23 protein-coding genes and 1 riboswitch are annotated in these 26,603 nt (G+C 60.7%); of the genes, 13 read left to right on the forward strand and 10 right to left on the reverse strand.

All coding sequences use genetic code 11. The annotated features are described in order from the left end of the window. Positions 1 to 30 precede the first annotated feature (30 nt). A complete protein-coding gene (locus BM036_RS10045; RefSeq protein WP_091851225.1) occupies positions 31 to 942 on the reverse strand; it encodes a lysophospholipid acyltransferase family protein in 912 nt (303 codons plus the stop codon). A gap of 15 nt (positions 943 to 957) precedes the next feature. Further along, positions 958 to 1,914, reverse strand: a complete 957-nt coding sequence (lpxL, locus tag BM036_RS10050; protein ID WP_091851228.1) for an LpxL/LpxP family Kdo(2)-lipid IV(A) lauroyl/palmitoleoyl acyltransferase — start codon at positions 1,912 to 1,914, stop codon at positions 958 to 960. Positions 1,915 to 2,041: 127 nt separating this feature from the next. Between lpxL and waaA the strand changes: the two genes are divergently transcribed. After that, positions 2,042 to 3,337: a lipid IV(A) 3-deoxy-D-manno-octulosonic acid transferase gene (gene waaA, locus BM036_RS10055; RefSeq protein ID WP_091851231.1), complete on the forward strand. Its 1,296-nt coding sequence runs from the start codon at positions 2,042 to 2,044 to the stop codon at positions 3,335 to 3,337. A gap of 6 nt (positions 3,338 to 3,343) precedes the next feature. On the opposite strand, the gene BM036_RS10060 is transcribed toward waaA, so the two are convergent. Continuing rightward, positions 3,344 to 4,765: a TolC family outer membrane protein gene (locus BM036_RS10060; protein WP_091851234.1), complete on the reverse strand. Its 1,422-nt coding sequence runs from the start codon at positions 4,763 to 4,765 to the stop codon at positions 3,344 to 3,346. 208 nt (positions 4,766 to 4,973) lie between these two features. Beyond that, positions 4,974 to 5,078, forward strand: a riboswitch (TPP riboswitch). 100 nt (positions 5,079 to 5,178) lie between these two features. Between BM036_RS10060 and thiC the strand changes: the two genes are divergently transcribed. The 7 genes from thiC (at position 5,179) to BM036_RS10095 (ending at position 11,977) form a co-directional block, all read left to right on the forward strand. Next, positions 5,179 to 7,056, forward strand: a complete 1,878-nt coding sequence (gene thiC, locus BM036_RS10065; protein ID WP_091851237.1) for a phosphomethylpyrimidine synthase ThiC — start codon at positions 5,179 to 5,181, stop codon at positions 7,054 to 7,056. Positions 7,057 to 7,575: 519 nt separating this feature from the next. After that, positions 7,576 to 8,211 carry an NUDIX domain-containing protein gene (locus BM036_RS10070; RefSeq protein ID WP_091851240.1) on the forward strand — a complete coding sequence of 212 codons (636 nt, stop codon included), beginning with the start codon at positions 7,576 to 7,578 and terminating at the stop codon, positions 8,209 to 8,211. Further along, positions 8,208 to 8,711: a DUF1249 domain-containing protein gene (locus BM036_RS10075; RefSeq protein ID WP_091851243.1), complete on the forward strand. Its 504-nt coding sequence runs from the start codon at positions 8,208 to 8,210 to the stop codon at positions 8,709 to 8,711. Before BM036_RS10070 ends, BM036_RS10075 begins: the two co-directional genes overlap by 4 nt. A 138-nt stretch (positions 8,712 to 8,849) precedes the next feature. Beyond that, complete coding sequence (gene cpdA, locus BM036_RS10080; protein WP_091851246.1) at positions 8,850 to 9,686, forward strand: 3',5'-cyclic-AMP phosphodiesterase; 837 nt, start codon at positions 8,850 to 8,852, stop codon at positions 9,684 to 9,686. Between the two features lie 54 nt (positions 9,687 to 9,740). Beyond that, positions 9,741 to 10,343, forward strand: coding sequence for a YqiA/YcfP family alpha/beta fold hydrolase (locus BM036_RS10085; RefSeq protein ID WP_091851249.1), 603 nt, complete (start codon positions 9,741 to 9,743; stop codon positions 10,341 to 10,343). A 35-nt stretch (positions 10,344 to 10,378) separates the two neighbouring features. Beyond that, entirely contained in the window at positions 10,379 to 10,768 is a 390-nt protein-coding gene (gene gcvH / locus BM036_RS10090) for a glycine cleavage system protein GcvH (RefSeq protein WP_091851252.1), read from the forward strand. A 12-nt stretch (positions 10,769 to 10,780) separates the two neighbouring features. Then, positions 10,781 to 11,977 carry a class I SAM-dependent rRNA methyltransferase gene (locus BM036_RS10095; RefSeq protein WP_091851255.1) on the forward strand — a complete coding sequence of 399 codons (1,197 nt, stop codon included), beginning with the start codon at positions 10,781 to 10,783 and terminating at the stop codon, positions 11,975 to 11,977. Here BM036_RS10095 and BM036_RS10100 read toward each other — a convergent pair. Next, positions 11,974 to 12,630 carry a histidinol-phosphatase gene (locus BM036_RS10100; protein WP_091851258.1) on the reverse strand — a complete coding sequence of 219 codons (657 nt, stop codon included), beginning with the start codon at positions 12,628 to 12,630 and terminating at the stop codon, positions 11,974 to 11,976. The two genes, BM036_RS10095 and BM036_RS10100, sit on opposite strands and share 4 nt — an antisense overlap. A 167-nt stretch (positions 12,631 to 12,797) precedes the next feature. Here BM036_RS10100 and BM036_RS10105 point away from each other — a divergent pair, with 167 nt between their 5' ends. The 3 genes from BM036_RS10105 to BM036_RS10115 all read left to right on the forward strand — a co-directional run bounded on the left by BM036_RS10105 (position 12,798) and on the right by BM036_RS10115 (position 16,997). Continuing rightward, entirely contained in the window at positions 12,798 to 13,328 is a 531-nt protein-coding gene (locus BM036_RS10105; RefSeq protein ID WP_091851261.1) for an RNA pyrophosphohydrolase, read from the forward strand. Between the two features lie 16 nt (positions 13,329 to 13,344). Then, positions 13,345 to 15,654, forward strand: coding sequence for a phosphoenolpyruvate--protein phosphotransferase (ptsP, locus tag BM036_RS10110; protein ID WP_091851264.1), 2,310 nt, complete (start codon positions 13,345 to 13,347; stop codon positions 15,652 to 15,654). A 113-nt stretch (positions 15,655 to 15,767) separates the two neighbouring features. Next, positions 15,768 to 16,997: a patatin-like phospholipase family protein gene (locus BM036_RS10115; RefSeq protein ID WP_091851267.1), complete on the forward strand. Its 1,230-nt coding sequence runs from the start codon at positions 15,768 to 15,770 to the stop codon at positions 16,995 to 16,997. A 16-nt stretch (positions 16,998 to 17,013) separates the two neighbouring features. On the opposite strand, the gene BM036_RS10120 is transcribed toward BM036_RS10115, so the two are convergent. The 6 genes from BM036_RS10120 to BM036_RS10145 all read right to left on the reverse strand — a co-directional run bounded on the left by BM036_RS10120 (position 17,014) and on the right by BM036_RS10145 (position 24,078). Beyond that, positions 17,014 to 17,403 (reverse strand): gamma-butyrobetaine hydroxylase family protein, encoded by a 390-nt coding sequence (locus BM036_RS10120; protein WP_218144802.1) that lies wholly within the window; start codon positions 17,401 to 17,403, stop codon positions 17,014 to 17,016. Positions 17,404 to 17,460: 57 nt separating this feature from the next. After that, positions 17,461 to 18,789 carry an ATP-dependent protease ATPase subunit HslU gene (gene hslU / locus BM036_RS10125; protein WP_091851273.1) on the reverse strand — a complete coding sequence of 443 codons (1,329 nt, stop codon included), beginning with the start codon at positions 18,787 to 18,789 and terminating at the stop codon, positions 17,461 to 17,463. Between the two features lie 13 nt (positions 18,790 to 18,802). Then, positions 18,803 to 19,333: an ATP-dependent protease subunit HslV gene (gene hslV, locus BM036_RS10130; RefSeq protein WP_091851277.1), complete on the reverse strand. Its 531-nt coding sequence runs from the start codon at positions 19,331 to 19,333 to the stop codon at positions 18,803 to 18,805. An 85-nt stretch (positions 19,334 to 19,418) separates the two neighbouring features. Continuing rightward, positions 19,419 to 20,066, reverse strand: coding sequence for an SPOR domain-containing protein (locus BM036_RS10135; protein ID WP_091851280.1), 648 nt, complete (start codon positions 20,064 to 20,066; stop codon positions 19,419 to 19,421). An 18-nt stretch (positions 20,067 to 20,084) separates the two neighbouring features. Further along, the gene (gene argS / locus BM036_RS10140) at positions 20,085 to 21,773 is read right to left on the reverse strand and encodes an arginine--tRNA ligase (protein ID WP_091851283.1); all 1,689 of its coding nucleotides are present in this window, start codon (positions 21,771 to 21,773) and stop codon (positions 20,085 to 20,087) included. 130 nt (positions 21,774 to 21,903) lie between these two features. Continuing rightward, positions 21,904 to 24,078, reverse strand: coding sequence for a primosomal protein N' (locus tag BM036_RS10145; RefSeq protein WP_091851286.1), 2,175 nt, complete (start codon positions 24,076 to 24,078; stop codon positions 21,904 to 21,906). 265 nt (positions 24,079 to 24,343) lie between these two features. On the opposite strand from BM036_RS10145, the gene rpmE reads away from it, so the two are divergent. Next, a complete protein-coding gene (gene rpmE, locus BM036_RS10150) occupies positions 24,344 to 24,565 on the forward strand; it encodes a 50S ribosomal protein L31 (RefSeq protein ID WP_091851289.1) in 222 nt (73 codons plus the stop codon). 527 nt (positions 24,566 to 25,092) lie between these two features. After that, positions 25,093 to 26,484, forward strand: a complete 1,392-nt coding sequence (ltrA, locus tag BM036_RS10155; protein WP_091851292.1) for a group II intron reverse transcriptase/maturase — start codon at positions 25,093 to 25,095, stop codon at positions 26,482 to 26,484. Positions 26,485 to 26,603 lie beyond the last annotated feature (119 nt).

A 26,603-nucleotide genomic window follows, 5' to 3' on the forward strand; every position in this document is an offset into this window, starting at 1 on the left:
AGTTGGCGATTGAATAGAGCCGGGCTCGGATTACTTGCAGCGCTTTTTGGGGTTGTAGGGATTGATCTCTCCGGGCGTCAGGTGACGGAAGCGTTTGTACTCCCACTGATACTGTTCCGGGATTTCCCGCACGCACTTTTCCACCGACAGGTTCAGGGCGGTTACTGCTTCGACCGGATCTGCACTGTCAATGCCGGGTTCGGTGGGGCGGATCACCATACGGAAGCCCCGCCCGTCCTTGAGTCGCTCTGCGAAGGTGGTAAACGATGCAGCGCCTGACCGGGCGATCAGCTTGGACGCCAGGGTCATGGTGCGTACATTATGTCCGAAGAACGGGCCATAGGCGTACCCACTGTTCTTGTCCGGGCTTTGGTCCGGCAGTATTCCGGCAATCCCCCCGCCCTTGAGTATGCTCACCATCCGCACAAGGCCGCGGCGGTCGCCCCTTACCAGCGTGGAGCCTGCCCGTTCCCGAACGCGGATCATGTAGTCTTCGAATTCTGCCATGTGGGGTGGGCTATAGAGTGCTGCCATCTGGTAGCGGGAGGAGAAATAAATACCCGCCAGCTCCCAGTTACCAAGGTGAGGGGCCAGAAGGACCACACCCCTGCCTTCCGCCAGTGCCCTGTCCACCATTTCGAGGCCTTCAACCTCCCGGATCAGGCCCAGGCATTTCTCCACCGGCCACTCCCACATCAGGGGGATTTCCATAAAGGTTTGTCCGGTATGGCGCAGGCTGGAGCGAACCAGGCGGCGACGCTGGTCTTCTGGCATCTCAGGAAAGCACAGCCTGATGTTTGCCGTGGTGACCTTTTTGGAGCGGGTTGGCAGCCAGCCTCCCACAGTGCCCAGCACCCGGCCGATGCGTTGCGCCATATCAAAGGAGAGTTTGCCGGCCAGTCGCAGCGCAAGGATGGCAAGGGAGGCCTTGTTAAGTGCCATAGGTGGAATTGTCCTTCAGCGTTTGCGTTTCTTGCCGTAAAAGGCAGGGTCATCCCGGTTGGGCTGGGTCTTGAACCGCCGATGCATCCACAGGTACTGGTCAGGCTGGCGGCGGATTTCCCGCTCGATGGCCTGGTTGACGAGGGTGGCGTCGGCCAGGTCGTCGCCAGACGGGAAGTTCTCCAGTGCCGGGTGGAAGTAAATGTCATAGCCAGGTTTGTCGTCCCGGCGGAAGTGACTGAAAGGTACCACGGCACAGCCGCTGCGCTCGGCAATGCGGGAGGTGGCGGTAATACTGCCGGCAGGAATGCCGAAGAAGGGCGCGAATACGATGCCCTTGCGGCCATAGTCCTGGTCCGTGGCGTACCAGACCGTGCGATTGGCCTTCAGACGCTTGAGCAGGCCTCGTAAATCCTTGGAGTCGAGTACGGCGCCATATCGTCTCTGTCGGGCCCGGGTCATTACGGCGTTCATCAGCGGGTTGTTGTGATCCCTCTGCATGACGTCCGCTTCGATGACCTCGGTGGAGAGGCAGCCACCCAGGTCCAGGGTGCTGAAATGCCCGCCAAGAAGCATCACACCTTTTCCTCCGGCACGGGCCTTATCCAGATTTTCAAGCCCATGAACCCGGGTAATGTTCATGAAATCGGACGCATTGCGGAACCAGGCCACCCCGATTTCCATCAAACCAATGCCGTTAGAGTGGAAAGCCTTGCGGACCAGTGCTCGTTGTTCATTGTCAGAGAGCTCGGGAAAACAGGCGCGGATGTTTGTCTCGGCGATGTGTCTCCGCTGCGGAATGAAGCGCCAGGCCAGCTCGCCGATCAGCTTACCGATTTTCCACTGCATACCCAAGGGCAGGCGAGCCATCAGCCACATTGCGCCCACACCCAGCCAGGTCGGCCACCAGCGCGGATGAAGGTAATGGCTGTAATCCAGATCACGTTCTTTCTTGCGATGTTTGCGCTTCACGTTTTACCGAGGATTCCAAAGGGCCAATGAGGAGGCTCAAAGGGAGAGAGTTTATCAGGGCCGGTTCGCCGGTGTCACCGGCAGGTCAATTGGTTAGAATGGCCTCACGTTCGAGTCAGGAGCCTCCATGCTGCATACCGTTTATTCCCTCTGTTATCGGCTGCTGTTGCCCTTTGCCCTGGCTTATCTCTGGTGGTCCACCCGTCGCAACGGGGCGAGTTCCGAAGGCTGGCAGCAGCGCCTCGGGTGGGTTCCGGCATTGTCCGAACCGGTGATCTGGGTGCATGCGGTTTCTGTGGGTGAAACCATTGCCGCCGCTCCGCTGGTGAAGGCGCTGCTGGCCCGCCGGCCCGACGTGCCCATCCTGGTCACTGCCATGACAGCGACCGGGGCAGCGCAGGCCAGAACCCTGTTTGGCGACCAGGTTCACTATGCCTATGCGCCCTTCGATACCCCGGGTTCGGTCAGACGCTTTCTGAGGCGTGTCCGGCCCCGGGCACTGGTCATCATGGAGACCGAGATCTGGCCCAACATGATTACCGGGGTGAGCGGGAGGCAGTGCCCGATCTTTCTCATTAACGGCCGTTTGTCGGCGAAGTCTGCCCGGGGTTATCAGCGTTTCGGTGAATGGACGCGTGGTTTGGTGCGGCGAATCGACTGGATTGCTGCTCAGGCCGATGAAGATGCGGGCCGGTTCCGTGAAATTGGTGCACGGGGAGAAGTGATCTCGGTGACCGGTAGCGTCAAGTTTGATGTAAACATCACTGACGCCGTGCGAGAGCAGTCCCAGGAGCTCCGCAAGGAATTCCAGGATCGTCCGGTATGGATCGCTGCAAGTACCCATGAGGGGGAAGACGAGCAGCTGCTGGAGGCCCACGCCAGGGTACGGGAGGCCTTTGCTGATGCCGTACTGATTATCGTCCCCCGGCACCCGCAGCGATTCGATTCGGTGGCCAACATGATCAGCCAACGGGGGTTCTCGCTGGCGCGGCGCTCGGCCGGGGAGCCGCCGGCCGCCGGGGCGCAGGTCTATCTTGGCGACACCATGGGGGAGCTCATGGTGATGTTCGGCGCGGCAGATGTTGCCTTCGTGGGCGGCTCACTGATCGAGCGAGGCGGCCACAACCCGCTGGAGCCGGCGGCCTGGGGGATGCCGGTGATCACCGGGCCCCACGTGTTCAACTTCGAGACCGTGTACCGGCAGCTGGAGGAGCACCATGGCCTGGTTCGGGTGTCAGATAGCGCAGGCCTGGGAGAGGCGGTAGCGAGGTTGTTTTCGGATCCAGATGAGGCCTCCCGGCTTGGCACGGCTGCGCTAGAGACTGTCGAAGCCAACCGGGGCGCCCTCAACCAGGTGGTTGAAGGCGTGCTGGCGCGGCTTGCTCCGGAGGGCGGAAACACAGCCGCTGGCGGGCAGGCCTGATCCGGCTTACTTCATTGGGGAGTCCAGGGTTTCTTCCTCATTGGCCAGCGCCTCAATGCCCGGCGCCGTTTCGCTGAGCCACTTGTTCAGCTCGATCAGGTCCTGGGGACTGAGAGTGCCGGCAGCCTGCTTCAGGCTCAGGCTGTTAACCACATAGTCGTAGCGGGCGTTGGCATAGTCCCGCAGGGCGATGTAGTAGGCCTGCTCGGCATCCAGGACTTCCACGATGTTCCGGGTGCCCACATCGTATCCGGCCCGGGTCGCATCCAGGGCACTGCGCCGGGAGACGATGGTCTGCTCCAGGGCCGACGCGGTCTCAATATTGGTGTTGACGGTTCGGAACAGGCTACGGGTATTCACCTGCACGTCCCGGCGGGTGGTTTTCAGGTTCTCGTCCTGCAGGTTTACCGTGGCTCTCTGCTGTCGTACCCCGGCCTGGATACCGCCACCGGCGTAAAGCGGTACATTCAGGCTTAGTCCGATGATACCCTCTGTTGTGGTGCCGTCCCGCTGTCCGATGATACCCTCTGTTGTGGTGCCGTCCCGCTGTCCGCCGAGGCTGGCGGTGACAGGGTCCTCAATGTTGTCCAGTTTCTGCTGACCCCATGAGGCGTTCAGGTCTACCGTCGGATAGTGGCCGGCCTTGGCCTCATCCAGGTTGGCCTTGCTTGCCTGGAGCTCCTTGATGGCCCGCTGGATCTGCCAGTTCTGTTCAAGGGCCGTGGACTCCCACTCATTGGGATTCAGGGGCATGGGGCGCATCAGCGGGAAATCCCGCTCCAGGTTTTCCAGGTCTTCCGCGTATTCACCAGTAAGGCGGGCCAGACGCTCCCGGGCGATATCCAGTTCGCTCTCGGCGGCGATGCGGCGACTGGTGCTGTCATCAAAACTGGCGCGGGCCTCATAGACCTCGGTGATGGCAATCAGGCCTACGTCAAAGCGCTCCTGGGCCTGCTGGTATTGGCGCTCGATGGCATTCTCGGTGGCTCGGGCGGTCGTCAGGTTGTCCGCAGCCCGCAAGACATCGAAGTAAGCGGCCGCCACATCAAGAATCAGCTGTTGCTGGGCCAGGTTGTACTCGGCCCGGGCTGCCTCGGTGCGGAACTGGGCCGCATCGTAGGCAAACCAGGCATCTGCCTGGAAAAGCGGCTGGGTCAGTTGCACCCCGTAACCGTAGGACTTGTAGGAGTTGTCCTGGTTGGGGCCGTCCACATCAATGTGGTTGGCGTCGCCATAGGCGCCAATCTGGGGCAACAATGCGCTGCGGGTGACGTCCGCGCCGGCTTCCTGGGCTTCCAGTGACGCCCGGGCAGCAGCAATCCCTGAATCGTAGGACAGCGCTTTTTCATAGGTCTCAATCAGGTCCATGCCCAGCGCAGCCTGCGTTGACAACAGACCAATCAGGCCGCATAACAGTTGCTTTTTCATTGCTTCTCCCAGTGTGGCAACCCACCAGCCGGGGTGGCGGCTGTGGTTTCTTCTTTTGGCGAATCCGTCCAGCCTAGCTTGCTAATCAGGCAGGAAAGCCATTATGGACAATAAATCGCCGGATCTCTAGACTTGAACACTGCTCCACTTCTGTGGACAAACCAATGGTCACTGCTGCTCCCCATGAGCTTGCTACAGTGACCTGAATCGCGTCTTGACGGGGTGCTGGCCAGTTGGTCGGCTGAGATTGCAGTGCAAAACCCGCGAACCTGATCCGGTTAGTACCGGCGTAGGGATCCAGGACAGATCTGGTGGCAGTAGCTTGAACGGTGGCAGCACCGTTTCGGTCTCCTGCCTGCAGCACCAGCGTCATACGCGGCCCGAATCCGTTTCAAACAAGAAGGGTCCGCTCTATGTCTGATATTCCAGCCTATCTCAGTGAATCTGCCCGCGTCGACGGCGCCGCAATCAAGCCCTTGCCAGCATCGCGTAAAATTTACGTAAAGGGCTCCCGCCCGGACCTGAAGGTTCCCATGCGGGAGATTTCCCTTACCGATACCCCCACCGATATGGGCGGTGAAAAGAACCCGCCGGTGGTCGTTTACGACACTTCCGGGCCGTACACAGATCCGGATGCCACCATCGACCTGCGCAAGGGGCTGCCCGCTTTGCGCGCCAACTGGATCGCAGAGCGGGGCGATACCGATCAACTGGCGGGTTATTCCTCGGAGTACACGCGCCGTCGAATGAAGGATCCGCAGCTCGACCCGCTGCGCTTTATGGACGAGCGAAAGCCGCTGCGGGCCAAGGCCGGGCGTAACGTCTCCCAGATGCACTACGCCCGCCAGGGCATCGTTACACCGGAGATGGAGTTCATCGCGATCCGCGAGAATATGAAGTTGCAGGAAGCCAGGGAACAGGGGCTGGCTGACCAGCAGCATCCCGGTCAGTCTTTCGGAGCTAACCTGCCGCCGGAAATCACACCGGAATTCGTGCGAGAGGAAGTGGCCCGTGGCCGGGCCATCATTCCCGCCAACATCAATCACCCCGAAACCGAGCCCATGATCATTGGCCGTAACTTCCTGGTGAAGATCAACGGCAATATCGGCAATTCAGCGGTCAGTTCCTCTATAGAGGAAGAGGTGGAAAAGCTCACCTGGGGCATCCGCTGGGGTTCGGACACGGTGATGGACCTGTCCACCGGCAAGAATATCCATGAAACACGTGAGTGGATCATCCGCAACTCTCCGGTGCCCATTGGCACAGTGCCCATTTACCAGGCCCTGGAAAAAGTCGGCGGCGTGGCCGAGGACCTGACCTGGGAGATCTTTCGCGACACCCTAATCGAGCAGGCGGAGCAGGGGGTGGATTATTTCACCATCCACGCCGGCGTTCGGCTGCACCATGTACCGCTGACGGCTAACCGGACCACGGGGATCGTTTCCCGGGGCGGCTCCATCATGGCCAAGTGGTGCCTGGCCCACCACAGGGAGAGCTTCCTGTACGAGCACTTCGAGGACATCTGCGAGATCATGAAGGCCTACGACGTGTCCTTCAGCCTGGGCGACGGCCTGCGGCCTGGTTCTATCGCAGACGCCAACGACGCGGCCCAGTTCGGTGAGCTGGAAACCCTGGGTGAACTGACGAAAATAGCCTGGAAGCATGACGTGCAGTGCATGATCGAAGGCCCTGGCCATGTGCCGATGCACCTGATCAAGGAGAACATGGACAAGCAGCTGGAATGTTGTGACGAGGCGCCGTTCTATACCCTCGGGCCGCTGACCACGGATATTGCGCCAGGATACGATCACATCACCTCCGGTATTGGCGCCGCAATGATTGGCTGGTTTGGTTGCGCCATGCTCTGCTATGTGACGCCCAAGGAACACCTGGGGCTGCCCAACAAGGATGATGTAAAAACCGGCATCATTACCTACAAGATCGCGGCCCACGCGGCGGACCTGGCGAAGGGTCACCCTGGTGCCCAGATCCGGGACAACGCTCTGTCCAAGGCCCGTTTCGAGTTCCGTTGGGAGGATCAGTTCAACCTTGCCCTGGATCCGGATACGGCTCGCTCGTTCCATGATGAGACGCTGCCCAAGGAGTCCGCGAAAGTGGCGCACTTCTGTTCCATGTGCGGTCCGAAGTTCTGTTCCATGCAGATCTCCCAGGAGGTGCGGGACTATGCCCGGGAGCACGGCCTGGATGAGGTATCTGCCGTGGATGCTGGGATGCAGGAGAAGGCCGAGGAGTTTGTGGCCGCTGGTGGGAAGATCTACGACCGGGTTTGATGATTTACTACCGGATGTGATCGTCTTGCAAGACTGATAGGTTTGGTGCCAGCGGTGGCGGGGCGAGCACGTTTTTCGGGACACGCCGTGGATCCATCCATGGAGGCTCTTCAAAAACGTCCCTGTTTTTGAAGGTCCCGAAAAACGTGCTCGCCCCGCCCCCGTTTATCCTGGCGATATCGCGGCGTTTGCAGTTACGCCGTCATGAAATGATTTTAGCTGATTTGTGCTTCGGCTCTCGGTTAACCGCACTGGCGGCTACGGTTAAAGGTGTGTGCCTGTAGCGTTATCTCGGAATTTAGGGGGTATCCGGGGGTGAGGGGATTTTCCCGGACCTTCGAAAACAGGGACGTTTTCGAAGAGCCTACAGGGATGTATTCACGGCGTGTCCGGGAAAATCCCCTCGCCTTCGGGTGCCCTTCTGCGCAACTTTCAGGCTACAAAACTGACTTGCAATAACGAAGCTCGAACGGCTATCGTTCACCATCACGCCATACCACCGGAAACCCTAGAACCACCATGACCGAAAAGAAGCCCGAACCCTTCCAGTTCAAGGCCAGCGACGTGCAGGTCCACAAGCGGGAGACCGTCTTTAAAGGCTTCTTCCGCATGGACAAGCTGTGGCTTACCCACCCGCGGTTTGATGGCACCACCATGCCCGAATTTACCCGCGAACTGTTCGTTCGTGGCGACGCCACCTGCGTGCTGCCCTATGACCCTGAGCGGGATGAAGTGGTCCTGCTCGAACAGTTCCGCCTCGGAGCCATCGGTCGGGATCAGAGCCCATGGTTGCTGGAACTGGTAGCCGGAATGAACGAAAAAGGCGAGGACCCGGAGGACGTTGCCCATCGTGAGGCCGAAGAGGAAGCCGGGCTGAGCTTTACCCGCCTTGAAAAAATCTGCGAATACCTGGTGTCACCCGGTGGCACCACCGAACTGGTCTACCTCTACGCTGGACAGGTCAGTACCGAAAACGCCGGTGGGCTCTACGGACTGGACCATGAGCATGAAGATATCCGCGCCCATGTTTTCAGTGCCGAAGAAACCTTTGCCATGATCCACGATGGGCGGATCAACAACGCGGCGGCCATCATGGCGATCCAGTGGCTTCAGCTTAACCGTGACCGCCTGCGGCGGGGGTGGGGGCAGTCGTGAGCGCCGTGACCCTGCGCAGGCAGCGCTACGTACCCGACCTGCAACGACTCGGTGCGCTGTGCGAAGGCAACTACCAGCGCCTGCGTCGACTTCGCCGGGTCCAGGGTGGGGACACGGATGTGCTGCAGTTCGACCTGCACCGTGAGGCCCATTACCTTGGGCGCGTCAGTATTTCGGTGTTGCAGCAGACCCGGTATACGGAAACGCTCTTGCTGGAACAGGTCCATAACAGCGGACGCTGGCTGAATAACCCGGAGCTCACCGTGCGGGTATACCACGACGCCAGCATGGCTGAAGTGATCAGCTTTTATGGCAATCGCCAGGTAGCCGCCGTCAACGATTACCCCAACCGCTTCATGCACCACCCGGATGAAAAGGTCCAGCTCAACGGTTTTGTGGCAGACTGGCTCGACTACTGCCTCAGGTTCGGTCACGTTACACCGGATTCCAGCCCGTGGCGCTCTGCCGATGGCGTTGAAGACCAGGCGCCTGCCCGCTGAGGTCCTGATCAGTCCTCCTTGTGTCAACTTTTGTAAAAATTGCCCTGCTTCCACTGCCGACTTGTGACTAAAGTGGAAGTTGTATACGTAGAATCCGGCTAGTATCCAAGACATCAGCCGCTGGACGAAAAACACGTAATGTCGTCACCTGAAAACGAGACACCCATTTCCATTGCCGCCGGCGACAGCGCCGTAGCAAGCGTTCTCCAGATTACCGATCCCCACCTGATGGGGCATGGCGGCGGGGCCCTTTTGGGTGTTCGTACCCGTGACAGCCTGGCTGCGGTCATTCAGTTGGCAAGGGCGCGACAGCCACAACCAGACCTTCTGCTTGCGACCGGTGATATCGCCCAGGACGCCTCTGAGGCTGCGTACCACGAATTTGCCCGCCAGGCCGCTGCCTTCGACTGCCCCCAAAGCTGGATTGCCGGCAACCATGACGACAGCCAGGTGCTCAACCGGATTGCTGCTCAATACCAGGCCGGTGGGCGCCAGTTCCTGGTGGGAAGTTGGCAGGTCATCATGCTGGACTCCTCTGTAAGAGGGCAGGTGTACGGCCAGCTTGGAGAGGCAGAACTGAGGTTCCTGGCGGAGGCTCTGACCGCCTTCCCGGATCGTCCTGCGCTGGTGAGTTTACATCACCACCCCGTTCGCATCGATACCGAGTGGATGAACGCCATCGGCTTGCATAACCGTGACCAGTTCTGGGAGGTTATCGACCGCTTTCCACAGGTCAAGGCCGTACTCTGGGGCCATATCCACCAGGACCTTGACTTGTACCGGGGCGACGTCCGGCTGCTTGCGACACCATCCACCTGCATCCAGTTCGAGGCGGGGTCCGAGGACTTTGCCGTTGAGCGGCTGGCTCCGGGGTTCCGGTGGCTTGACCTTCACAGCAATGGCACCCTGGATACAGGGGTAGTTCGGGCGACAGACTTTCAATATGAGCTGGATATGAACAGCAACGGCTATTGAGTCGCTGTTCGGACGGCTATACTGACAGGCCCATTCCTTCTATCCGGTACATTCATGGCCTCCAGTGATAGAGACCCGGTTCTGGTCTACCTTCATGGCTTCAACAGTTCGCCCCGCTCGCAGAAAGTGTCTGAGCTCCGGACGTTGCTGCCTGCTGTCGCGCCTGACATAGAGCTTGTTGTGCCGGAGCTGGGGTTCGACCCTGAATTGGCATTGATCAGAGCAAGTGCGGCGGTAGAGTCTGCCGGGGACCGACCGGTGGGGCTGGTTGGCAGCTCCATGGGCGGGTTCTATGCCTCGGTCCTGTCGGCGAAGTATGGGGTGAAGGCCGCGCTGATTAACCCGGCTGCCTGGCCATACCGATTATTGCAGTCCCACCTGGGGCCACAGCATAACCCCTATACCGGTGAGGACTACGACCTGACCCCCGCCCACATGGACACCCTGGAAGCCATGGAGCCCGGGGACACGGTTCGGGCAGACAACCTGTTTATCCTGTTGCAGACCGAAGACGAAACCCTGGACTACCGGGAAATCCTGGCCAAGCACCCGGGAGCCCGAACCTGGATCCAGCCAGGGGGAGATCACCGGTTCCAGCGGTTCGAGCGGGTTGTGCCCGCCATTCTGGCGTTCCTGTTTCCGGGTGATTTCCGGTAAACTGCGGCAAATTTTCCAGCCAATGGATAAGTGACATGAGTGAGATACCTGCGGATCTGAAATACATCGAGACTCACCAGTGGGTGCGGGTGTCGGATGACGGCACCGCCACAGTAGGCATCACCGATTACGCCCAGGGGCAACTCGGTGACGTGGTCTATATCGGTCTTCCTGAGGTCGGCGACACGGTTACCGGCGGTGAGGAAGCCGGCGTGGCTGAGTCGGTGAAGTCCGCCTCCGATGTGTTCAGCCCGGTGACCGGCGAGGTGATTGAAATCAACGGTGCCCTGGAAGACGAGCCGGAGATGGTTAACGAAGACCCCTATGGTGAAGGCTGGCTATACCGGGTGAAGTTGGCGGACAAGGGCGAGCTGGACGGGCTGATGGACGCCGCTGCCTATGGCGAGTCACTGGCCGATGCATAGGGGCCGGCTTTGATGGACTTTCCTGTTCTTTACCTTCGCAAGGGCGCCGAACGCCGTCTGAAAGCCGGACACCTTTGGGTCTACAGCAATGAAGTGGATACCCGCCGCTCGCCGCTGACGGATTTCGAGGCCGGCAGCCAGGCCCAGTTGCGTGCATCCAATGACAAGCCCCTGGGGACAGTGTTTGTTAATCCCCATGCCCTGATCTGCGGTCGGCTGATCAGCCGCAATGCCACCACCGGGATGACCCCGAAGCGGCTGACTGACAGGCTGGAAACTGCCTTGAAGTTGCGCGACCGGGTTTTTCCCGAGCCTTGGTACCGCTGGGTCTACGGGGATAGTGACGGCCTGTCAGGGCTGGTCATCGACCGTTTTGGTGATGTGGTTGTGGTACAGATTTCCACCGCCGGCATGGAGGCCATGAAAGAGGCCATCGTCCGGGGTGTGCAGCGCCTGGTGCATCCGGAAGCCATCATCCTCAAGAATGATGGCAAGATGCGTTCGGTGGAAGGGCTGCCCTCCTACGTGGAGCAGGTGGAGGGAGAGCCAGTTGACGTTCTCCAGGTTCGCGAAAACGGAGTGCTTTTCGAGGTGCCCCTGAGTGGTGGCCAGAAGACCGGCTGGTTCTATGACCACCGTATGAACCGCGCCCGCCTGCAGCAGTATAGTCCGGGGTGCCGGGTGCTGGATGTGTTCAGCTATGCTGGTGGCTGGGGCCTGCAGGCCGCGGCTGGTGGTGCCAGCTCCGTTACCTGTGTGGACAGCTCACGGCAGGCTCTGGCCTCGGTGCACCATAACGCTGCGCTCAACGGGTTCAATAATGTGGACACCCTGGAGGGCGATGCCTTCGAGGTGCTCAAGGGCCTGGCAGATGATAAACAGAAGTTCGATATCGTCGTCCTGGACCCGCCGGCACTGATCCCCCGCCGTCGTGACCAGAAAGCCGGCGAGCAGGCCTATGCCCGCCTGAACCAGCTGGGTCTGCGCCTGCTGGAGCGAGACGGGTTGCTGGTCTCGGCGTCCTGCTCCATGCATCTGTCCCGGGACAAGCTGGTGGACATCATCCGCGGTAGTGCCCGCAAGGTAGACCGCTTCGTACAGCTCCTGGAGCAGGGCTATCAGGGCCCGGACCACCCCATGGTGCCGGGTATTCCTGAAACGGATTACCTGAAAGCCTGCTTTGTCCGTTCCCTGACCGAGTTTCTTTAATCCCGTAACGACATAACGGGCCACCCCTGGTCCCTGGCGTACTGTTCCAGGGTCGGGTCCGGGTCCACCGCCACGGGGTTGTCTACCAGCTTCAGTAGCGGCAGGTCATTGTGACTGTCGCTATAGAACCAGGCGCCCTCCAGGCTTTCTCCGTGCTCCTCCAGCCATTCCCTGAGCCTGACGACCTTGCCGTCCTGGTAGGTAGGCACCCCGACAATATCACCGGTATAGCGACTGTCGACCACTTCTGGCTCCGTTGCCAGCAGGTGCTCGATGCCCATGGCCTCGGCGATGGGGCCGGTTACGAAGCGGTTGGTTGCAGTAATGATCATCAGCGTATGTCCCCGGTCCCGGTGGCTGGCGAGCAAGGTGTCGGCCTTGCGTTGATACAGGGGTTTGATCCGGCTGTTCATGAACGCCTTGCGCCAGGCAGCCACTTCTTCCGGGTCGCGTCCGGCAATGGGGGAAAGGGCAAAGCGCTGGTACCGGTATACGTCCAGCTCACCGTTAAGGTAGTCCTGGTAGAACTGGTCGTTCTGCTGTCGGTGGCTTTCGGGGTCCACCAGTTCTGCGTCTACGAGGAACTCTCCCCACGCATGGTCGCTGTCTCCTGCCAGCAGGGTGTTGTCCAGGTCGAAAATGGCCAGGGTCAAGGGGATTCTCCTTCAGAGGTGCTTTTACAGGGTATTCTAACATGCTGAAAAAGAATGCCTGCTTCGTTTGCCGACCGGTAGGCTTTCTGTAAGAATGGAGTCAATCTGGAATAAAAGTCCCTTCAGAAAGGGGCTTCTTCCGTAACACTTTGAGACAGGACTGTGCCGTGATTGATTCAGACGGTTTCAGACCCAACGTCGGAATCATTCTGGCCAACCACAAGGGCGAGGTCTTGTGGGCGAGGCGGATCGGGCAGGACTCCTGGCAGTTTCCACAGGGTGGCATCAAGCACAACGAGTCACCGGAACAGGCTCTCTACCGGGAGCTGGCCGAGGAAGTCGGCCTGGGGGCAGGGGATGTGGAAATCATCAGTTGTACCCGGGGCTGGCTGCGCTACCGCCTGCCGAGACGCATGGTGCGCCATAATTCGCGCCCCGTTTGTGTTGGCCAGAAACAGAAATGGTTCCTTCTGAGGATGCTTTCCCCGGATGCGTCTGTGCGGGTTGACCACACAGATTCGCCGGAATTCGATGGCTGGCAGTGGGTAAGCTACTGGTATCCGCTGGGGCAGGTGGTGTCTTTCAAGCGGGAGGTCTATCGCCGTGCCCTTCGAGAGCTGGCCCCCCGATTGTTCAGTACGGTAGATCAGTGGCAGCGTGCCGAAGAAGCACAGCGCCGACAGGACCAACAACAATGACGGATTGACACCCGATATGCTCGGTATCTTGCGAAGTATTGTTCAGGAAGTAAACGGTGCCAGGGACCTTCAGGAGGCGCTGGACATTATCGTTTCGCGGGTACAGGCAGCCATGAACACCGAGGTGTGTTCCGTCTACTTGCTGGATCCAGTGTCCAATCGCTACATCCTGATGGCGACCGAGGGTCTCCACAAAAAGGCCGTCGGCAAGGTCAGCCTGGCCCACTCCGAGGGCCTGGTGGGCCTGGTAGGCTCCCGGGAGGAGCCCATCAACCTTGAGGATGCGCCGTCCCACCCGCGCTACCGCTATTTCCCCGAGACCGGTGAGGAGCGTTTTCGATCGTTTCTCGGTGTACCCATCATTCACCATCGTCGGGTGCTGGGTGTGCTGGTCGTACAACAGCGTGAAGCGTCCCGTAACTTTGACGAGGGTGAGGAAGCCTTCCTGGTCACCGTCTCTGCGCAGCTCGCGGGCGTTATTGCCCACAGCGAAGCCACCGGCGCCATCAGTGGTATGTCCCTCACCGGTGAAGAGGCCCGGGATGTGTCCTTCAACGGTGTGCCAGGTGCGCCGGGTGTCGCGATCGGCAAGGGCGTGGTGGTCTATCCCCCGGCAGACCTGGATGCTGTGCCCGAGAAGATTGCGGACGACCCCGAGGCTGAGCTGGCCTCGTTCCGGGAGGCCGTCAGCGCCGTGCAGGAAGATATCCAGAGGGTGTCGCAGCGACTCTCTGACCAGCTCAGGCCGGAAGAACAGGCGTTGTTTGATGTGTACCTGCGCATGCTGGGTGACAATGCCCTGCCGGGGGAGGTCGCCAATCGTATCCAGGGCGAAGGCCTCTGGGCCCAGGGGGCGCTCAAGCAGGTGGTGAACCAGTATGTGCGCCATTTCGAGATGATGGATGATCACTACCTGCGGGAGCGGGCAGTGGATATCCGTGACCTGGGTCGTCGTATCCTGTCCCACTTGCAGGAAGGGGACACCCGCGAGCTGGATTATCCGGAAAATACGGTGCTGGTCAGCGAGGAGCTGACCCCCGCGATGCTGGGCGAGGTGCCCCGTGGGAGGCTGGTGGGGCTGGTTTCCGTGCGCGGCTCCAGTAACTCCCATGTGGCGATCCTGGCCCGTGCCATGGGTGTGCCCACCGTAATGGGGCTGGTTGATATCCCGGTGAACCAGCTTGATGGCAAGGAGCTGGTGGTCGATGGTTTCGAGGGGCAGATCTTTGCCTCGCCCTCCGCCGAGTTGCGAAGTTTCTATAAGGAAATCTGCGACGAGGAAGACGAACTTTTCCGGGGTCTGGAGGCATTGCGGGACAAGCCCTGTGTCACCACCGACGGCCACCGGGTATCGTTGCTGGTCAACACCGGCCTGATGACCGATGTGGTCCGCTCCCTGAGCCACGGTGCTGAGGGCATCGGGCTCTACCGTACGGAAGTGCCCTTCATGATCAAGGAACGGTTTCCGTCAGAGCAAGAGCAGCGAGAATACTACCGGGAGCAGCTCGAAGCCTTTGCCCCCAACCCGGTTACCATGCGTACCCTGGACATTGGCGGTGACAAGGCCCTGAGCTATTTCCCGATCAGCGAGGAGAACCCCTTCCTGGGCTGGCGGGGTATCCGTATCAGCCTCGATCACCCGGAGATATTCCTGGTGCAGGTGCGAGCCATGCTGAAAGCCAGTGAGGGCTTTAACAACCTGCAAATCATGCTGCCAATGATCAGCAATATTTCCGAGGTGGAGGAGTCCCTGCACCTGATCTACCGGGTTTACCATGAGGTCCGGGAGGAAGGCTATCAGATCCACATGCCCCGGGTAGGGGTGATGATTGAAGTCCCGGCCGCGGTCTACCAGGTGAGGGAACTGGCCGAGCGGGTTGACTTCCTGTCTGTTGGCTCCAATGACTTGACCCAGTACCTGCTGGCGGTGGACCGGAATAATCCCCGGGTAGCCCAGCTCTACCATTCCTACCACCCTGCTGTACTGCAGGCACTGGTCCGCATTGCCCAGGATGCCCATGCCGTGGGCAAGCCGGTAACCATCTGCGGCGAACTTGCCGGAGACCCCGGGGGCGCCCTTTTGCTCATGGCGATGGGCTACGACGCCCTGTCCATGAACGCGGCCAGCCTGCCCAAGGTCAAGTCTGTGATTCGAAGCATCAGCCGGGAATGGGCGGCGCAGCTGTTGGAGGATGTCCTGTTGCTGGATTCGCCCCACGTCATCAAGAGCTGTGTCGACCTGGCCCTTCGCAGTGCCGGCTTTGCCCGCTACCTGCGTCCGGGGCGCGGTGCGGTGCCGGTGACCAGTTTCGAGAGTTCCCAGTAACGCGGTGTCTGCCCCAAGGCCATTTCTGGGGTGAGTACTCTAATTCAGGCTGGTAGCCTGATGTCTGATGACGGTGGAAAGCGACGCCGGCGCACCGGCCTTGGGAGGGCATCATGACGACAGAACCGACCCAGCTCAGACCTGCACCCCGTATCGGCCTTGCCCTTGGTGGTGGCGGACCGCTCGGTGGCATCTACGAGATTGGCGCCTTGCGGGCGCTTGACGAGGCACTCGACGGCCTGGACTTCAACAACCTGGAAGTCTACGTGGGTGTTAATGCCGGCGCTTTTGTCGCGGCCAACCTGGCCAACCAGCTCACTACGGCCCAGCTGTGCCGGATTTTTGTCCGCCATGAGGCCGAAGTGCATCCATTTCACCCGGAGGTTTTCTATCGTCCGGCACTGCGGGAAATGGGGCGGCGCCTGCGGGCGGTTCCCGGCCTGCTCGGCAGCGCGGTCTCCCGTTTTGTGCGCAACCCCCACGATCAGAGTTTCCTGGAAGCCATGACCATCCTGGCCCAGGCGGCGCCGGCTGGCCTGTTTGATAATACAGCGCTCGAGGCATACCTGGAGCGGGCGTTCACCATATCCGGGCGCACTAATGACTTCCGGGAACTGCGCCGGCAGCTCTATGTGATTGCGGTGGATGTGGAAACAACAGACGCGGTCTGTTTTGGCGAAGAGGGGCTGGACCATATCCCGGTTTCCCGGGCGATCCAGGCCAGCATGGCCTCACCGGGGCTGTACGTCCCGGTGCAGGTGGAAGGCCGGTATTGCGTGGACGGCACGCTCCGCAAGGGGCTGCATGCCTCGGTTGCCCTGGACAAGGGTGCCGACCTTGTCCTGGCCATCAATCCCCAGGTACCCATCGATGCCCGTGCGGCCGAAGCGGCCGGCACCATGCATGCGGACGAACTCACCGGTTCCGGCATGCCCAACCTGCTGTCCCAGATGTACCGCACGATGGTCTATTCCCGGATCCAGAAGGGCATCGCCCAATACGCGCGGGATTATCCGGACCAGGATGTGGTGCTGTTCGAGCCTACCCGCGAGGACGCCGTACTCTTCAACTCCAGCGTGTTCAGCTTCCGTTCCCGCCGCCAGGTGTGTGAACACGCCTATCAGATGACCCGCCGTGACCTGTTGCGACGGGCAGACGAGCTGGAGCCGCTACTGGCCAGGCAGGGTATTCGCCTGAACCGAGATGTGCTCGAGGACAGCGAACGTACCATCAGTACGGCGCTATACGGAGAGACACTGCCTTTGTATGTGGCGAAGAAGCGCAAGCTGAAGGAAGGCAGAAGCGTATTTGGAAGCGTGATCCGGATTCTGAACCGGGCATGAGTTCATCCTGGCTGGCTCAGTGCTGACCTGTTCCGCCAAATGACTGCGGCCCGGATTCACGGCTGCCCCCCTCAGCAGCCAGGCGCTCCAGGTAGTCGTCCCAGTACGCCTGCTGGTTGTGGCCAAGATCCCAGAGGTAGTCCCAGGTAAACAGTCCTGAGTCATGGCCGTCGCTGAAGCTGAGCTTCAGGGCGTAGTTGCCGACCATTTCCGCACCCGTCACCACCACGTCCTTTTTCCCGGTCTGCAGGGTGCCGGGACCGGCGCCATGACCGCGCACCTCCGCGGATGGTGACCAGACCCGCAGGAATTCAAAGGGGAGCTCGAAGCGCGTGCCGTCGTTGTAATCCAGCTGCAACAGCCGGCTCTGCTTGCGAATGCGAATGTCGTAAGGACGTTGGGTCATGGTGATTCCGCAAGCCCCGGATGCCCTGAGAGGACCCCCGGGGCGGTCGTGGCCAGTTTAAAGAATGTAGCGACTGAGATCCTCGTCTTCCGACAGGTCGCCCAGCTTCTCGTCCACGTATTCCGCGGTTACTTCAAAGCCGTCAGTAACCTTGTCACCGGCATCGTAGGACAGACTTTCCAGCAGCCGTTCCATCACGGTATGGAGGCGGCGGGCGCCGATATTCTCGGTGGTTTCGTTCACCTTCCAGGCGACTTCGGCGAGGCGACGGATGGCGTCGTCACTGAAGGTCAGTTTCACGCCCTCGGTTCCCATCAATGCTTCGTACTGTTGTACCAGCGACGCATCCGGCTCTGTCAGGATGCGGCGGAAGTCCTCCGGTGACAGGGCCTGTAGCTCCACCCGGATGGGCAGGCGCCCTTGCAGTTCCGGAATCAGGTCCGACGGTTTGGACAGGTGGAAGGCGCCAGAGGCAATGAACAGGATGTGGTCGGTACGCACGGTGCCATACTTGGTGCTCACGGTGCTGCCTTCAATCAGCGGCAGCAGGTCGCGCTGGACACCCTCGCGGGATACGTCGGCGGAGGCATTCTCGGAACGCTTGGCCACCTTGTCGATTTCGTCGAGAAACACGATGCCGTTCTGCTCGACGGATTCGATAGCCTTTTGCTTGATCTCCTCCTCGTTCACCAGCTTGGCGGCTTCCTCGTCCTTTACCTGGCGCATGGCGTCCGCCACTTTCATCTTGCGGGTCTTGCGACGGTCCTGGGACAGGTTGGAGAACATGTTCTGCAGCTGGCTGGTCATTTCCTCCATGCCGGGAGGCGCCATGATTTCCACGCCGGCGGCGGAGTTGCGCAGGTCGATCTCGATTTCCTTGTCGTCCAGCTCGCCTTCCCGCAGCTTCTTGCGGAACAGCTGGCGGGTAGAGGAATCCTCCCGGGGGTGGCTGTCCTCCTGGAAATTCCGGGGCGGTGGCAGCAGGGCGTCGAGAATGCGTTCCTCGGCGGCGTCCAGGGCCCGGTTTTCGTGACGCTTCATTTCCTTTTCGCGGAGCATCTTGATGGCCATGTCCGCCAGGTCGCGGATGATGGATTCCACATCACGGCCCACGTAGCCCACCTCAGTGAACTTGGTCGCTTCCACCTTGAGGAAGGGCGCATCGGCGAGCTTGGCCAGGCGACGGGCGATCTCGGTCTTGCCCACGCCGGTGGGGCCGATCATCAGGATGTTCTTGGGGGTAATTTCATCCCGCAGGGTGCTGTCGAGCTGCATCCGGCGCCAGCGGTTGCGCAGGGCGATGGCGACGGCACGCTTGGCTTCTTCCTGGCCAACGATGTGTTTGTTCAGCTCGTGGACAATTTCGCGGGGAGTCATTGCAGACATGGTAGCTCCGGGTTCAGTCGTTGGCTGAGAGCACTTCAAGGGTGCGGTTGTGATTGGTGTAGATGCAGATGTCGGCGGCGATATCCAGGCCTTTCTCGACGATTTCGTGGGCACTTAACTCAGTGTTTTCCAGCAGTGCGCGCGCCGATGCCTGGGCGAACGGGCCGCCGGAGCCAATGGCGATCAGGCCCTGTTCCGGCTCGATAACGTCACCATTGCCGGTAATGATCAGGGAGGCAGTCTTGTCCGCCACTGCCAGCAGGGCTTCCAGCCTGCGCAGGGCGCGGTCGGTGCGCCAGTCCTTTGCCAATTCCACGGCCGCCCGGGTCAGGTTGCCCTGGTGTTTTTCCAGCTGGGCCTCGAATCGCTCGAAAAGGGTGAATGCATCGGCGGTACCGCCGGCGAAGCCAGCCAGCACCTGGCCATTGTATAGACGGCGCACCTTGCGGGCATTGCCCTTCATGACGGTATTGCCAAGGGACACCTGGCCATCGCCGCCCATGGCGACTTCGTCATCACGGCGAACGGATAGTATCGTGGTCATCGGGGCTCCATTTGCTGAAATCGAAGTGATTTCCGAGATATGGAGCCGGCTCCCGGGATTTCAAGGTGCATGGCCAGCCCCTTGGTCACTCCTTGGGAATCTTCCGCACCAGAGGCTGGATATTGATGGCCACCAGTTTGTCTACCGCCGAATTCATCTGGCTGCGGCTGTCGAACGGGCCGACATTAACCCGGTACCAGGTCTTGCCTTCATCGGTTGTGATCTGCGACACCTTCGTTTGCAGTCCCTGGAAGGCAATCTGCGCGCGCTGGCGTTCGGCGTCCCCGGCGGTTCGGAAGGAGCCAGCCTGGACCAGGTAGCGGAAGTCCTGGGTGGCAGGGCTGGGGGTATATTCCTCCACAGTGGGCGGCACCACTTCGGACTCCGGCAGCATGTCGTAGAACTTGAACTTGGGCCCCTGCTCCGTGTTCTGCTCCGGTTTGCTGGTGGCAGGTTTTGAGGGCTGGCTGACTGCAGGTTGCCGCTGCTCGGGTGCCGCGCCATCCACCGGCTCAAGGGTATTGAGGTAGACAATAAAACCGATAAAGGCACCGACGGCTGCCAGTGACAGGATCCAGCGCACAGATAATCCTCCGCTCTGTTTGCGGGCCGCCGCGGGGCGGGGAGAGGGTTTGCGGGATTTTTCCGCGCGCACACGGGTCTTCCGGGGAGGCGGTGAACTGTTCACCGCGCCCTTACCGGAGGACTGTTTGCGGGCGTAATCCCTGGCCAATTCGTGGTCTCCAGCCGGCTACATTTCTTCCGGTGAGCTGATGCCCAGAAGGTCCAGGCCGTTAGCAATCACCTGCCGTACCGCCAGGTAAAGGGTCAGGCGGGCATCCCGGAGTTCGACATCGTCGACCAGGGCCTTGTGTGCGTTGTAGTAGGTGTGGAACTGGCCGGCCAGTTCCCGGAGATAATGGGTCAGGTGATGGGGCTCGCGGGTGGCGGCCGCATTGCGGATCAGCTCCGGGTACTTCGCCAGCTGGTTGGCCAGCTCCTTTTCCTCGTCCAGTACAAGCAGCGACAGGTTGCCAGCAACTTCGTTGCGACCACGCTGGACTCCGTGCTCTTCGGCCAGCTTGCGAAGAACACTGCAGATGCGGGCGTGGGCGTACTGGATGTAGTAGACCGGGTTTTCATTAGTCTGGGAGCGAGCCAGGTCGATGTCGAAAGTCAGCTGCGAGTCCACCCGACGGGCGGCCAGGAAGAAACGGGTGGCATCACGGCCTACTTCGTCAATAAGGTCCCGCACAGTAACGTAGCTGCCGGCGCGCTTGGAGATCTTCACCTCCTGGCCGGACCGGGTCACCATCACCATCTGGTGCAATACATAATCCGGCCAGCCCTGGGGGATGCCGGCTTTAAGGGCCTGCAGGCCCGCACGCACCCGGGTCACGGTGGAATGGTGGTCGGCACCCTGTTCGTTAATGACGGTGGTAAAGCCGCGCTGCCATTTGTCGAGGTGGTAGGCGACATCCGGCAGAAAGTAGGTGTAGCCCCCGTCTTTCTTGCGCATGACCCGGTCCTTGTCATCGCCGAACTCGGTGGTGCGTAGCCACATGGCGCCGTCCTGCTCATAGGTGTAGCCGTTTTCCTTCAGGCGCTCGACGGTGGCTTCCACCTTGCCATCCCGATACAGGGAGGACTCGAGGAAGTAGACATCGAATTCCACACCGAAGGCTTTCAGGTCGAGGTCCTGCTCCCGGCGCAGGTAGGCCACGGCAAACTCCCGAATGGCGGCCATATCGTCCGGGTCCGCTTTGCCGGTGACACCCCTGTCGTCGGCGGTCACGGTTTCGCCTTTCAGGTAGGCCTCAGCCACGTCCGTGATGTAGTCACCCCGGTAGCCATCCTCTGGCCAGGACTCGTCATCCGGCCCCAGCCCCTTGGCCCGGGCCTGGACAGACCTGGCCAGGTTGTCGATCTGGGCCCCCGCGTCGTTGTAGTAGAACTCACGGGTCACATCGTAACCGTTGGCCTCCAGCAGGCGGCACAGGCTGTCGCCGATTGCTGCCCCGCGGCCATGGCCTACGTGCAGGGGGCCAGTGGGGTTGGCCGATACGAATTCCACCTGCACCTTCTCGCCCTGACCATCGTTATTGCGCCCGAACCCCGCGCCTTTTTGCAGGATGTCACCGGCAATGCTGACGGCGCTCTCCGCGGTCATGAAAAAGTTGATGAACCCGGGGCCGGCAATTTCCACCTTCGCAACAGCCGGGCTTTCCGGCAATCGCTCTACCAGTGCCTCTGCCAGCTTTCGTGGAGGACAGCCTGCCGCCTTGGCAGCCACCAGGGCGATATTGCAGGCGTAGTCGCCGTGGGTCTTGTCCTTGGTGTTACCAACTTGCGGCGTAAAGGACTGGTCGGCGGGCAGGGTGCCCTCTGACTGGAGGGCGGCCAGTGCTGCGCCGAGGAGTTCGGTTACGGTGTTTTTCATGCTATCCGGTGACCCTTGGTTCGGGATGTGGTGTTGCTCTGATCAGATGCCCTGATCAAAAGACGCACAGAGTTTGAGGGCGGGTATTATCCCGGAAAGGGCAGGGCTTAGCAAAATCACACGGTTTCTTTTACCCGGTTTCCAGCGGGTCCACATCCACCACCCAGCGCAGGTTGCCCGGCTGCCGATGTTGTTCCAGGTGCTGGCACAGTTGGGTGAGGACCCGGTTGAGGTGGCCACGACTTTCTGATTGCAGTACCAGTTGTGCCCGGTGGCGGCCTGCCTTGCGGGCGAGTGCGGCGGGTAATGGGCCCCAGATATCGAGGGGACGTTCCGGAAGGGCTGTGCGAACCTGCTCGAGAAACGCCAGCGCCGCCTCCATGGTGGGCGCTTCTGCCCTGACGATGGCCATGGCGCGGTAAGGTGGCAGGGCGCCTTGTTCACGCTCGGCGAGCAGTTGTCTCGCAAGTGCCAGGTAATCTCCCTGGGCCAGTCTGGCCAGCAGCGGGTGGTCGCTGTGGCAGGTCTGGATCAGCACCCGCCCCGGTTTTTCACCCCGGCCAGCCCGGCCGCTCACCTGTAGCAGGGTCTGCACCATCTGTTCCGGCGCGCGAAAGTCAACGCTGAACAGGCCTCCGTCGGCATTGATCACGACCACCAGGGTGACATTGGGAAAGTCATGGCCCTTGGCTACCATCTGGGTGCCTACGAGAACGCAGGGTTCGCCGCTGTTTACCCTGTCCAGGATATTCTGGATGCTGCCCTTGCGTTGGGTGCTGTCCCGGTCAATGCGGATGACCGGTACTTCCGGAAAGCTTTCGGCAAGTATCGCTTCGGTCTGTTCAGTGCCCTGGCCGACGGGCTCGCAGGCCTCGCCCCCGCATTTGGGGCAGCGGTGAAACGCAGGCTGTTGGTAATCGCAGTGGTGGCAGCGAAGCGCCCGGTCGCGGCGGTGATAGGTCAGGCGGGTGTCGCAGTTGGGGCACTCGGCGATATGGCCGCAATCAAAGCACATCAGTACCGGCGCAAAGCCGCGACGGTTAATGTAGACCAGCACCTGTTCACCTGCCGCCAGTGTGTCCCGGATGGCCTCTGTGGCGGGCCGGGACAGCCCGCCAGTCAGCGGGCGACTGCGGATATCGAGTAGCTGGATGGCTGGCGGCCGGGCGGAGCCAGCCCGTTCCGTCAGGTTGATTTGCCGGTATTTGCCTCGGGCGGCGTTATGCAGGGATTCGAGTGAAGGCGTTGCTGAGCCAAGAATAACCGGACACCGGTTCCTTTGTGCCCTGAATACTGCCAGGTCCCGGGCTGAGTAACGGAATCCCTCGCCTTGTTTGTAGGAACTGTCGTGTTCCTCATCCACCACAATGGCCTGCAGATTGGTAAACGGTAGCAGCACAGCAGACCGGGTACCGATCAGGATGACCGGCTCCCCATTACGCACTCGTCGCCAGGTATCCAGCCGCTGACGATCGTTCAGGGCTGAGTGCCAGACCACAACGCGATCGCCGAGGTAGGAGCGGAAGCGGGCGACCGTCTGGGGCGTCAGATTGATTTCAGGTACCAGCACCAGTGCCTGGCCACTGTCATCGAGTTCGCGATGAAGGTAATGCAGATAGAGCTCGGTCTTGCCGCTGCCGGTGATGCCATAGAGCAGGCTCGCCGAAAAACCGTGACGAGCGGGGAGGGCCCGGGCTGCTTCCATCTGGGCGGTTGTCAAAGCCGGTGTGGCGAGAGGCTGTTGGTCGCTGGTTGCCGTTGACTCGGGGGGCTCGGTGGCACTGACCAGGGCGCGTTGTGCCAGGGCATTGAGCTGGCTACGGGTGAATCCCTTTTCCTTGATCTGGCCCCAGGACAGCCCATGGCCGCTCTCCTGGAGCAGTGCAAGCAATTGTTGCTGACGGTGGGCATTTGCAGGGACCTGGTTGCAGTCAGCATCCGGCTTTGGCGCCCACCACTGTTCCGCAGCTGGCGCGTCGGTGGTCCGGCCCTTGCGCAGGGCCGGGGGCAAAGCCATGAACAGGCATTCCCCCAGGGGGTGCTGGTAGTAGCTTGAAGCCCAGCCCAGTATCTCAAGTGTTTCTTCTGGCAGCGCAGGCCAGTCTTCCAGGGCCGAGGTGACCGGTTTCAGGTCAATACCTTCCGGAGGGACGACGTTGGTTTCAACCACCAGGCCTGTGGCCCGGTAGCGTCCGAACGGAACCTGCACACGTTGGCCGGCCTGCAGCGGCACCTCGTCGGTGGCGATGTAGTCGAACAGGCGCCGGATGGGGCGATTCAGGGCAACGCGGACGATCTGGCTCACTGGTGTCCCGTTTGGTTAATTCACTGACCTACTGCGCGACACTGGGGCTCCAGGGCCGTGCTGGGCAAGTGTTTCGGGGGTTGCGTATCTTGCGTCGGGAAGCGATTGCACGTAAGATGCGCGGTCTGATTCAGGCGGGGTTGATTGTGCCCTGTCTTTCCAATGGATTCAAACATGCGGTGCCCGGCGCCAAGGTATTGAAAATCGTTGCGAAACGGTCTTTTTACCCGTGACCAGGTGGCGGCATGACCGTAAGAGGTTCGCCATGAAAGAAGGTATTCATCCCAAGTATCACGAGATTACCGCAACCTGCAGCTGTGGTAACTCATTCAAGACCCGGTCCACCTATGGCCAGGATCTTCAGCTGGACGTATGCTCACAGTGCCACCCGTTCTATACCGGCAAGCAGAAGGTGATGGATACCGCTGGCCGCATCGACCGCTTCCAGAAGCGTTTCGGTGGTCGTATCGGTGGCAAGAAGGACTGATTTCGCGCCGCCCTCCGGGCAGCACCGAAGTCTGGAAAGCACCCCTCGGGGTGCTTTTTTTGTGGTGCGCCAGGCATGGCGCGTAGCGCCTTGACGGCGCTGTTCCGGTCCAGGTGGTGCTGGGCCGGATGACTTGGGGGTGCAAGTCCCCTGTGGGCCCGGCAAGGGGAACCACTAGCCGGACGGCAAGGGTGTCCACCGCGAGGTGGAATCTGAAGGAAGCCGCAGGCAAAGCACTGGCCTGACGAACAGGAATCGCATGAGGCGGTCACACCGGGTAAGGCGGCCATTATCGTCAAAGCCCAGTACTTGCACGGAAGGTGTGGACGTAGATGCGGCAGGTATAAGTGTGAAGGTCACGCGTCTTACCCTGGGAAGTCTGGTTTTCTGCCTCTGTGCTACTCACCTCGCGAGGGGTGGGGATGGGGAGCCAGAACTCAGCCGAGGTCATAGTAGGTGCGTTACCGCGTACTGAAGGGCCGAACATGGTTAGCCGCCAGTAGGCGGTGGGTTCTCGTGATGTGCTGATGAAGACAGAAGCGACCCAGATGGGTCAGGGCATTCAGGAAGGGGCCGGGCGGAACCCGGCAGGTACTGAAGTCCGTGTCGAGGCCGGCGCGGGGGTTCACTCGTGGACGAACGCGGAGCCGAACACGCAGATGGAGCGGGTGCTTGATCGCTCGAACCTGATGCGTGCGTATCAACGGGTGGTATCGAACAAGGGCGCTGCCGGTGTCGACCAGATGCCGGTGACCGCCTTGAAGAGCCACCTGCAACAGCACTGGCCAACATTGCGTGAGCGATTGTTGTCCGGAGACTACCATCCTCAACCAGTACGCCGGGTCAGTATCCCTAAGCCGCAAGGTGGCGAACGGATACTGGGTATCCCGACGGTGCAGGATCGCCTGATCCAACAGGCGCTTCACCAAACGCTAAGCCCAATGCTGGAGCCGACCTTCTCGGGTCACAGCTATGGGTTCCGCCCTGGTCGGAGTGCCCATCAGGCGGTCAAGGCGATGCAACGGCACATCAACGACGGCCACCGCTGGGTGGTCGATCTGGACCTGGCCCAGTTCTTTGATCGGGTCAACCACGATGTGCTGATGAGCCTGCTGGCTCGTCGCATCACCGACCAACGTATACTCACTCTGATCCGGCGCTACCTGCAAGCCGGCATGCTCGAAGGTGGGCTGGTCAGCCCGAGACGCGAAGGCGCGCCGCAAGGCGGGCCTCTGTCGCCTCTACTTTCCAACGTTCTGTTGACCGAACTGGATCGGGAACTGGAGCGCCGTGGTCACCGGTTCTGTCGCTACGCGGACGACTGCAACATTTACGTTCGCAGTCGGCGATCCGGTGAACGGGTTATGGTCAGCGTCACTCGCTTTCTGGAACGGTCTCTGCGCCTGAAAGTGAACACAGACAAGAGTGCTGTGGATCGCCCATGGCGCCGGAGCTTTCTGGGTTACAGCGTAAGCTGGCATGAAAGACAGGTAAGGTTGAGGGTTGCACCGAAGAGCCTGAAGGCTTTTATGGCCAAGCTGCGACCACTGCTCAAGCGATCAAGGGGGCAGTCACTGAATACGACCATCCGATCCCTGAATCCGGTGCTACGGGGGTGGGCGAATTACTATCGTCTGACGACCTCGAAACGCTCGGTGGAGGCGCTGGATGGCTGGATACGGCGGCGACTTCGCCTGATCCTGTGGCGGCAGTGGAAGCGCGCCCGCACCCGGGCGCGCAACCTAATGCGGCGCGGTCTGACGGAGCAAAGGGCTTGGATGAGTGCAACGAATGGCCGCGGTCCTTGGTGGAACAGCGGTGCATCTCACATGAACGCGGCGCTGCCCAAGCGAGTGTTCAATGGTCTGTCTCTGGTAAGCTTGCTGGATACGATGGTTCGGCTTCAGCGCCAACCATGAACCGCCGTATACGGAACCGTATGTACGGTGGTGTGAGAGGACGGGGGAGGTAACTCCCCCTCCTACTCAATCCTGCAACTGTGTGCCGATAGGGGGTATTACGTATGGAGGGCCTTGTT

Origin of the sequence: Marinobacter segnicrescens, assembly GCF_900111555.1 — a bacterium.
In the GTDB taxonomy this organism is placed as follows: domain Bacteria; phylum Pseudomonadota; class Gammaproteobacteria; order Pseudomonadales; family Oleiphilaceae; genus Marinobacter; species Marinobacter segnicrescens.

Coding starts and splice junctions, on each gene's coding strand:
- BM036_RS10095 (WP_091851255.1), top strand. CDS start 10,781: ATGGACTTTCCTGTTCTTTACCTTCGCAAGGGCGCCGAACGCCGTCTG.
- ltrA (WP_091851292.1), top strand. CDS start 25,093: ATGAAGACAGAAGCGACCCAGATGGGTCAGGGCATTCAGGAAGGGGCC.
- thiC (WP_091851237.1), top strand. CDS start 5,179: ATGTCTGATATTCCAGCCTATCTCAGTGAATCTGCCCGCGTCGACGGC.
- BM036_RS10115 (WP_091851267.1), top strand. CDS start 15,768: ATGACGACAGAACCGACCCAGCTCAGACCTGCACCCCGTATCGGCCTT.
- BM036_RS10045 (WP_091851225.1), bottom strand. CDS start 942: ATGGCACTTAACAAGGCCTCCCTTGCCATCCTTGCGCTGCGACTGGCC.
- BM036_RS10070 (WP_091851240.1), top strand. CDS start 7,576: ATGACCGAAAAGAAGCCCGAACCCTTCCAGTTCAAGGCCAGCGACGTG.
- hslU (WP_091851273.1), bottom strand. CDS start 18,789: ATGTCTGCAATGACTCCCCGCGAAATTGTCCACGAGCTGAACAAACAC.
- ptsP (WP_091851264.1), top strand. CDS start 13,345: ATGCTCGGTATCTTGCGAAGTATTGTTCAGGAAGTAAACGGTGCCAGG.
- gcvH (WP_091851252.1), top strand. CDS start 10,379: ATGAGTGAGATACCTGCGGATCTGAAATACATCGAGACTCACCAGTGG.
- BM036_RS10060 (WP_091851234.1), bottom strand. CDS start 4,765: ATGAAAAAGCAACTGTTATGCGGCCTGATTGGTCTGTTGTCAACGCAG.
- rpmE (WP_091851289.1), top strand. CDS start 24,344: ATGAAAGAAGGTATTCATCCCAAGTATCACGAGATTACCGCAACCTGC.
- BM036_RS10120 (WP_218144802.1), bottom strand. CDS start 17,403: ATGACCCAACGTCCTTACGACATTCGCATTCGCAAGCAGAGCCGGCTG.
- cpdA (WP_091851246.1), top strand. CDS start 8,850: ATGTCGTCACCTGAAAACGAGACACCCATTTCCATTGCCGCCGGCGAC.
- hslV (WP_091851277.1), bottom strand. CDS start 19,333: ATGACCACGATACTATCCGTTCGCCGTGATGACGAAGTCGCCATGGGC.
- argS (WP_091851283.1), bottom strand. CDS start 21,773: ATGAAAAACACCGTAACCGAACTCCTCGGCGCAGCACTGGCCGCCCTC.
- waaA (WP_091851231.1), top strand. CDS start 2,042: ATGCTGCATACCGTTTATTCCCTCTGTTATCGGCTGCTGTTGCCCTTT.
- BM036_RS10085 (WP_091851249.1), top strand. CDS start 9,741: ATGGCCTCCAGTGATAGAGACCCGGTTCTGGTCTACCTTCATGGCTTC.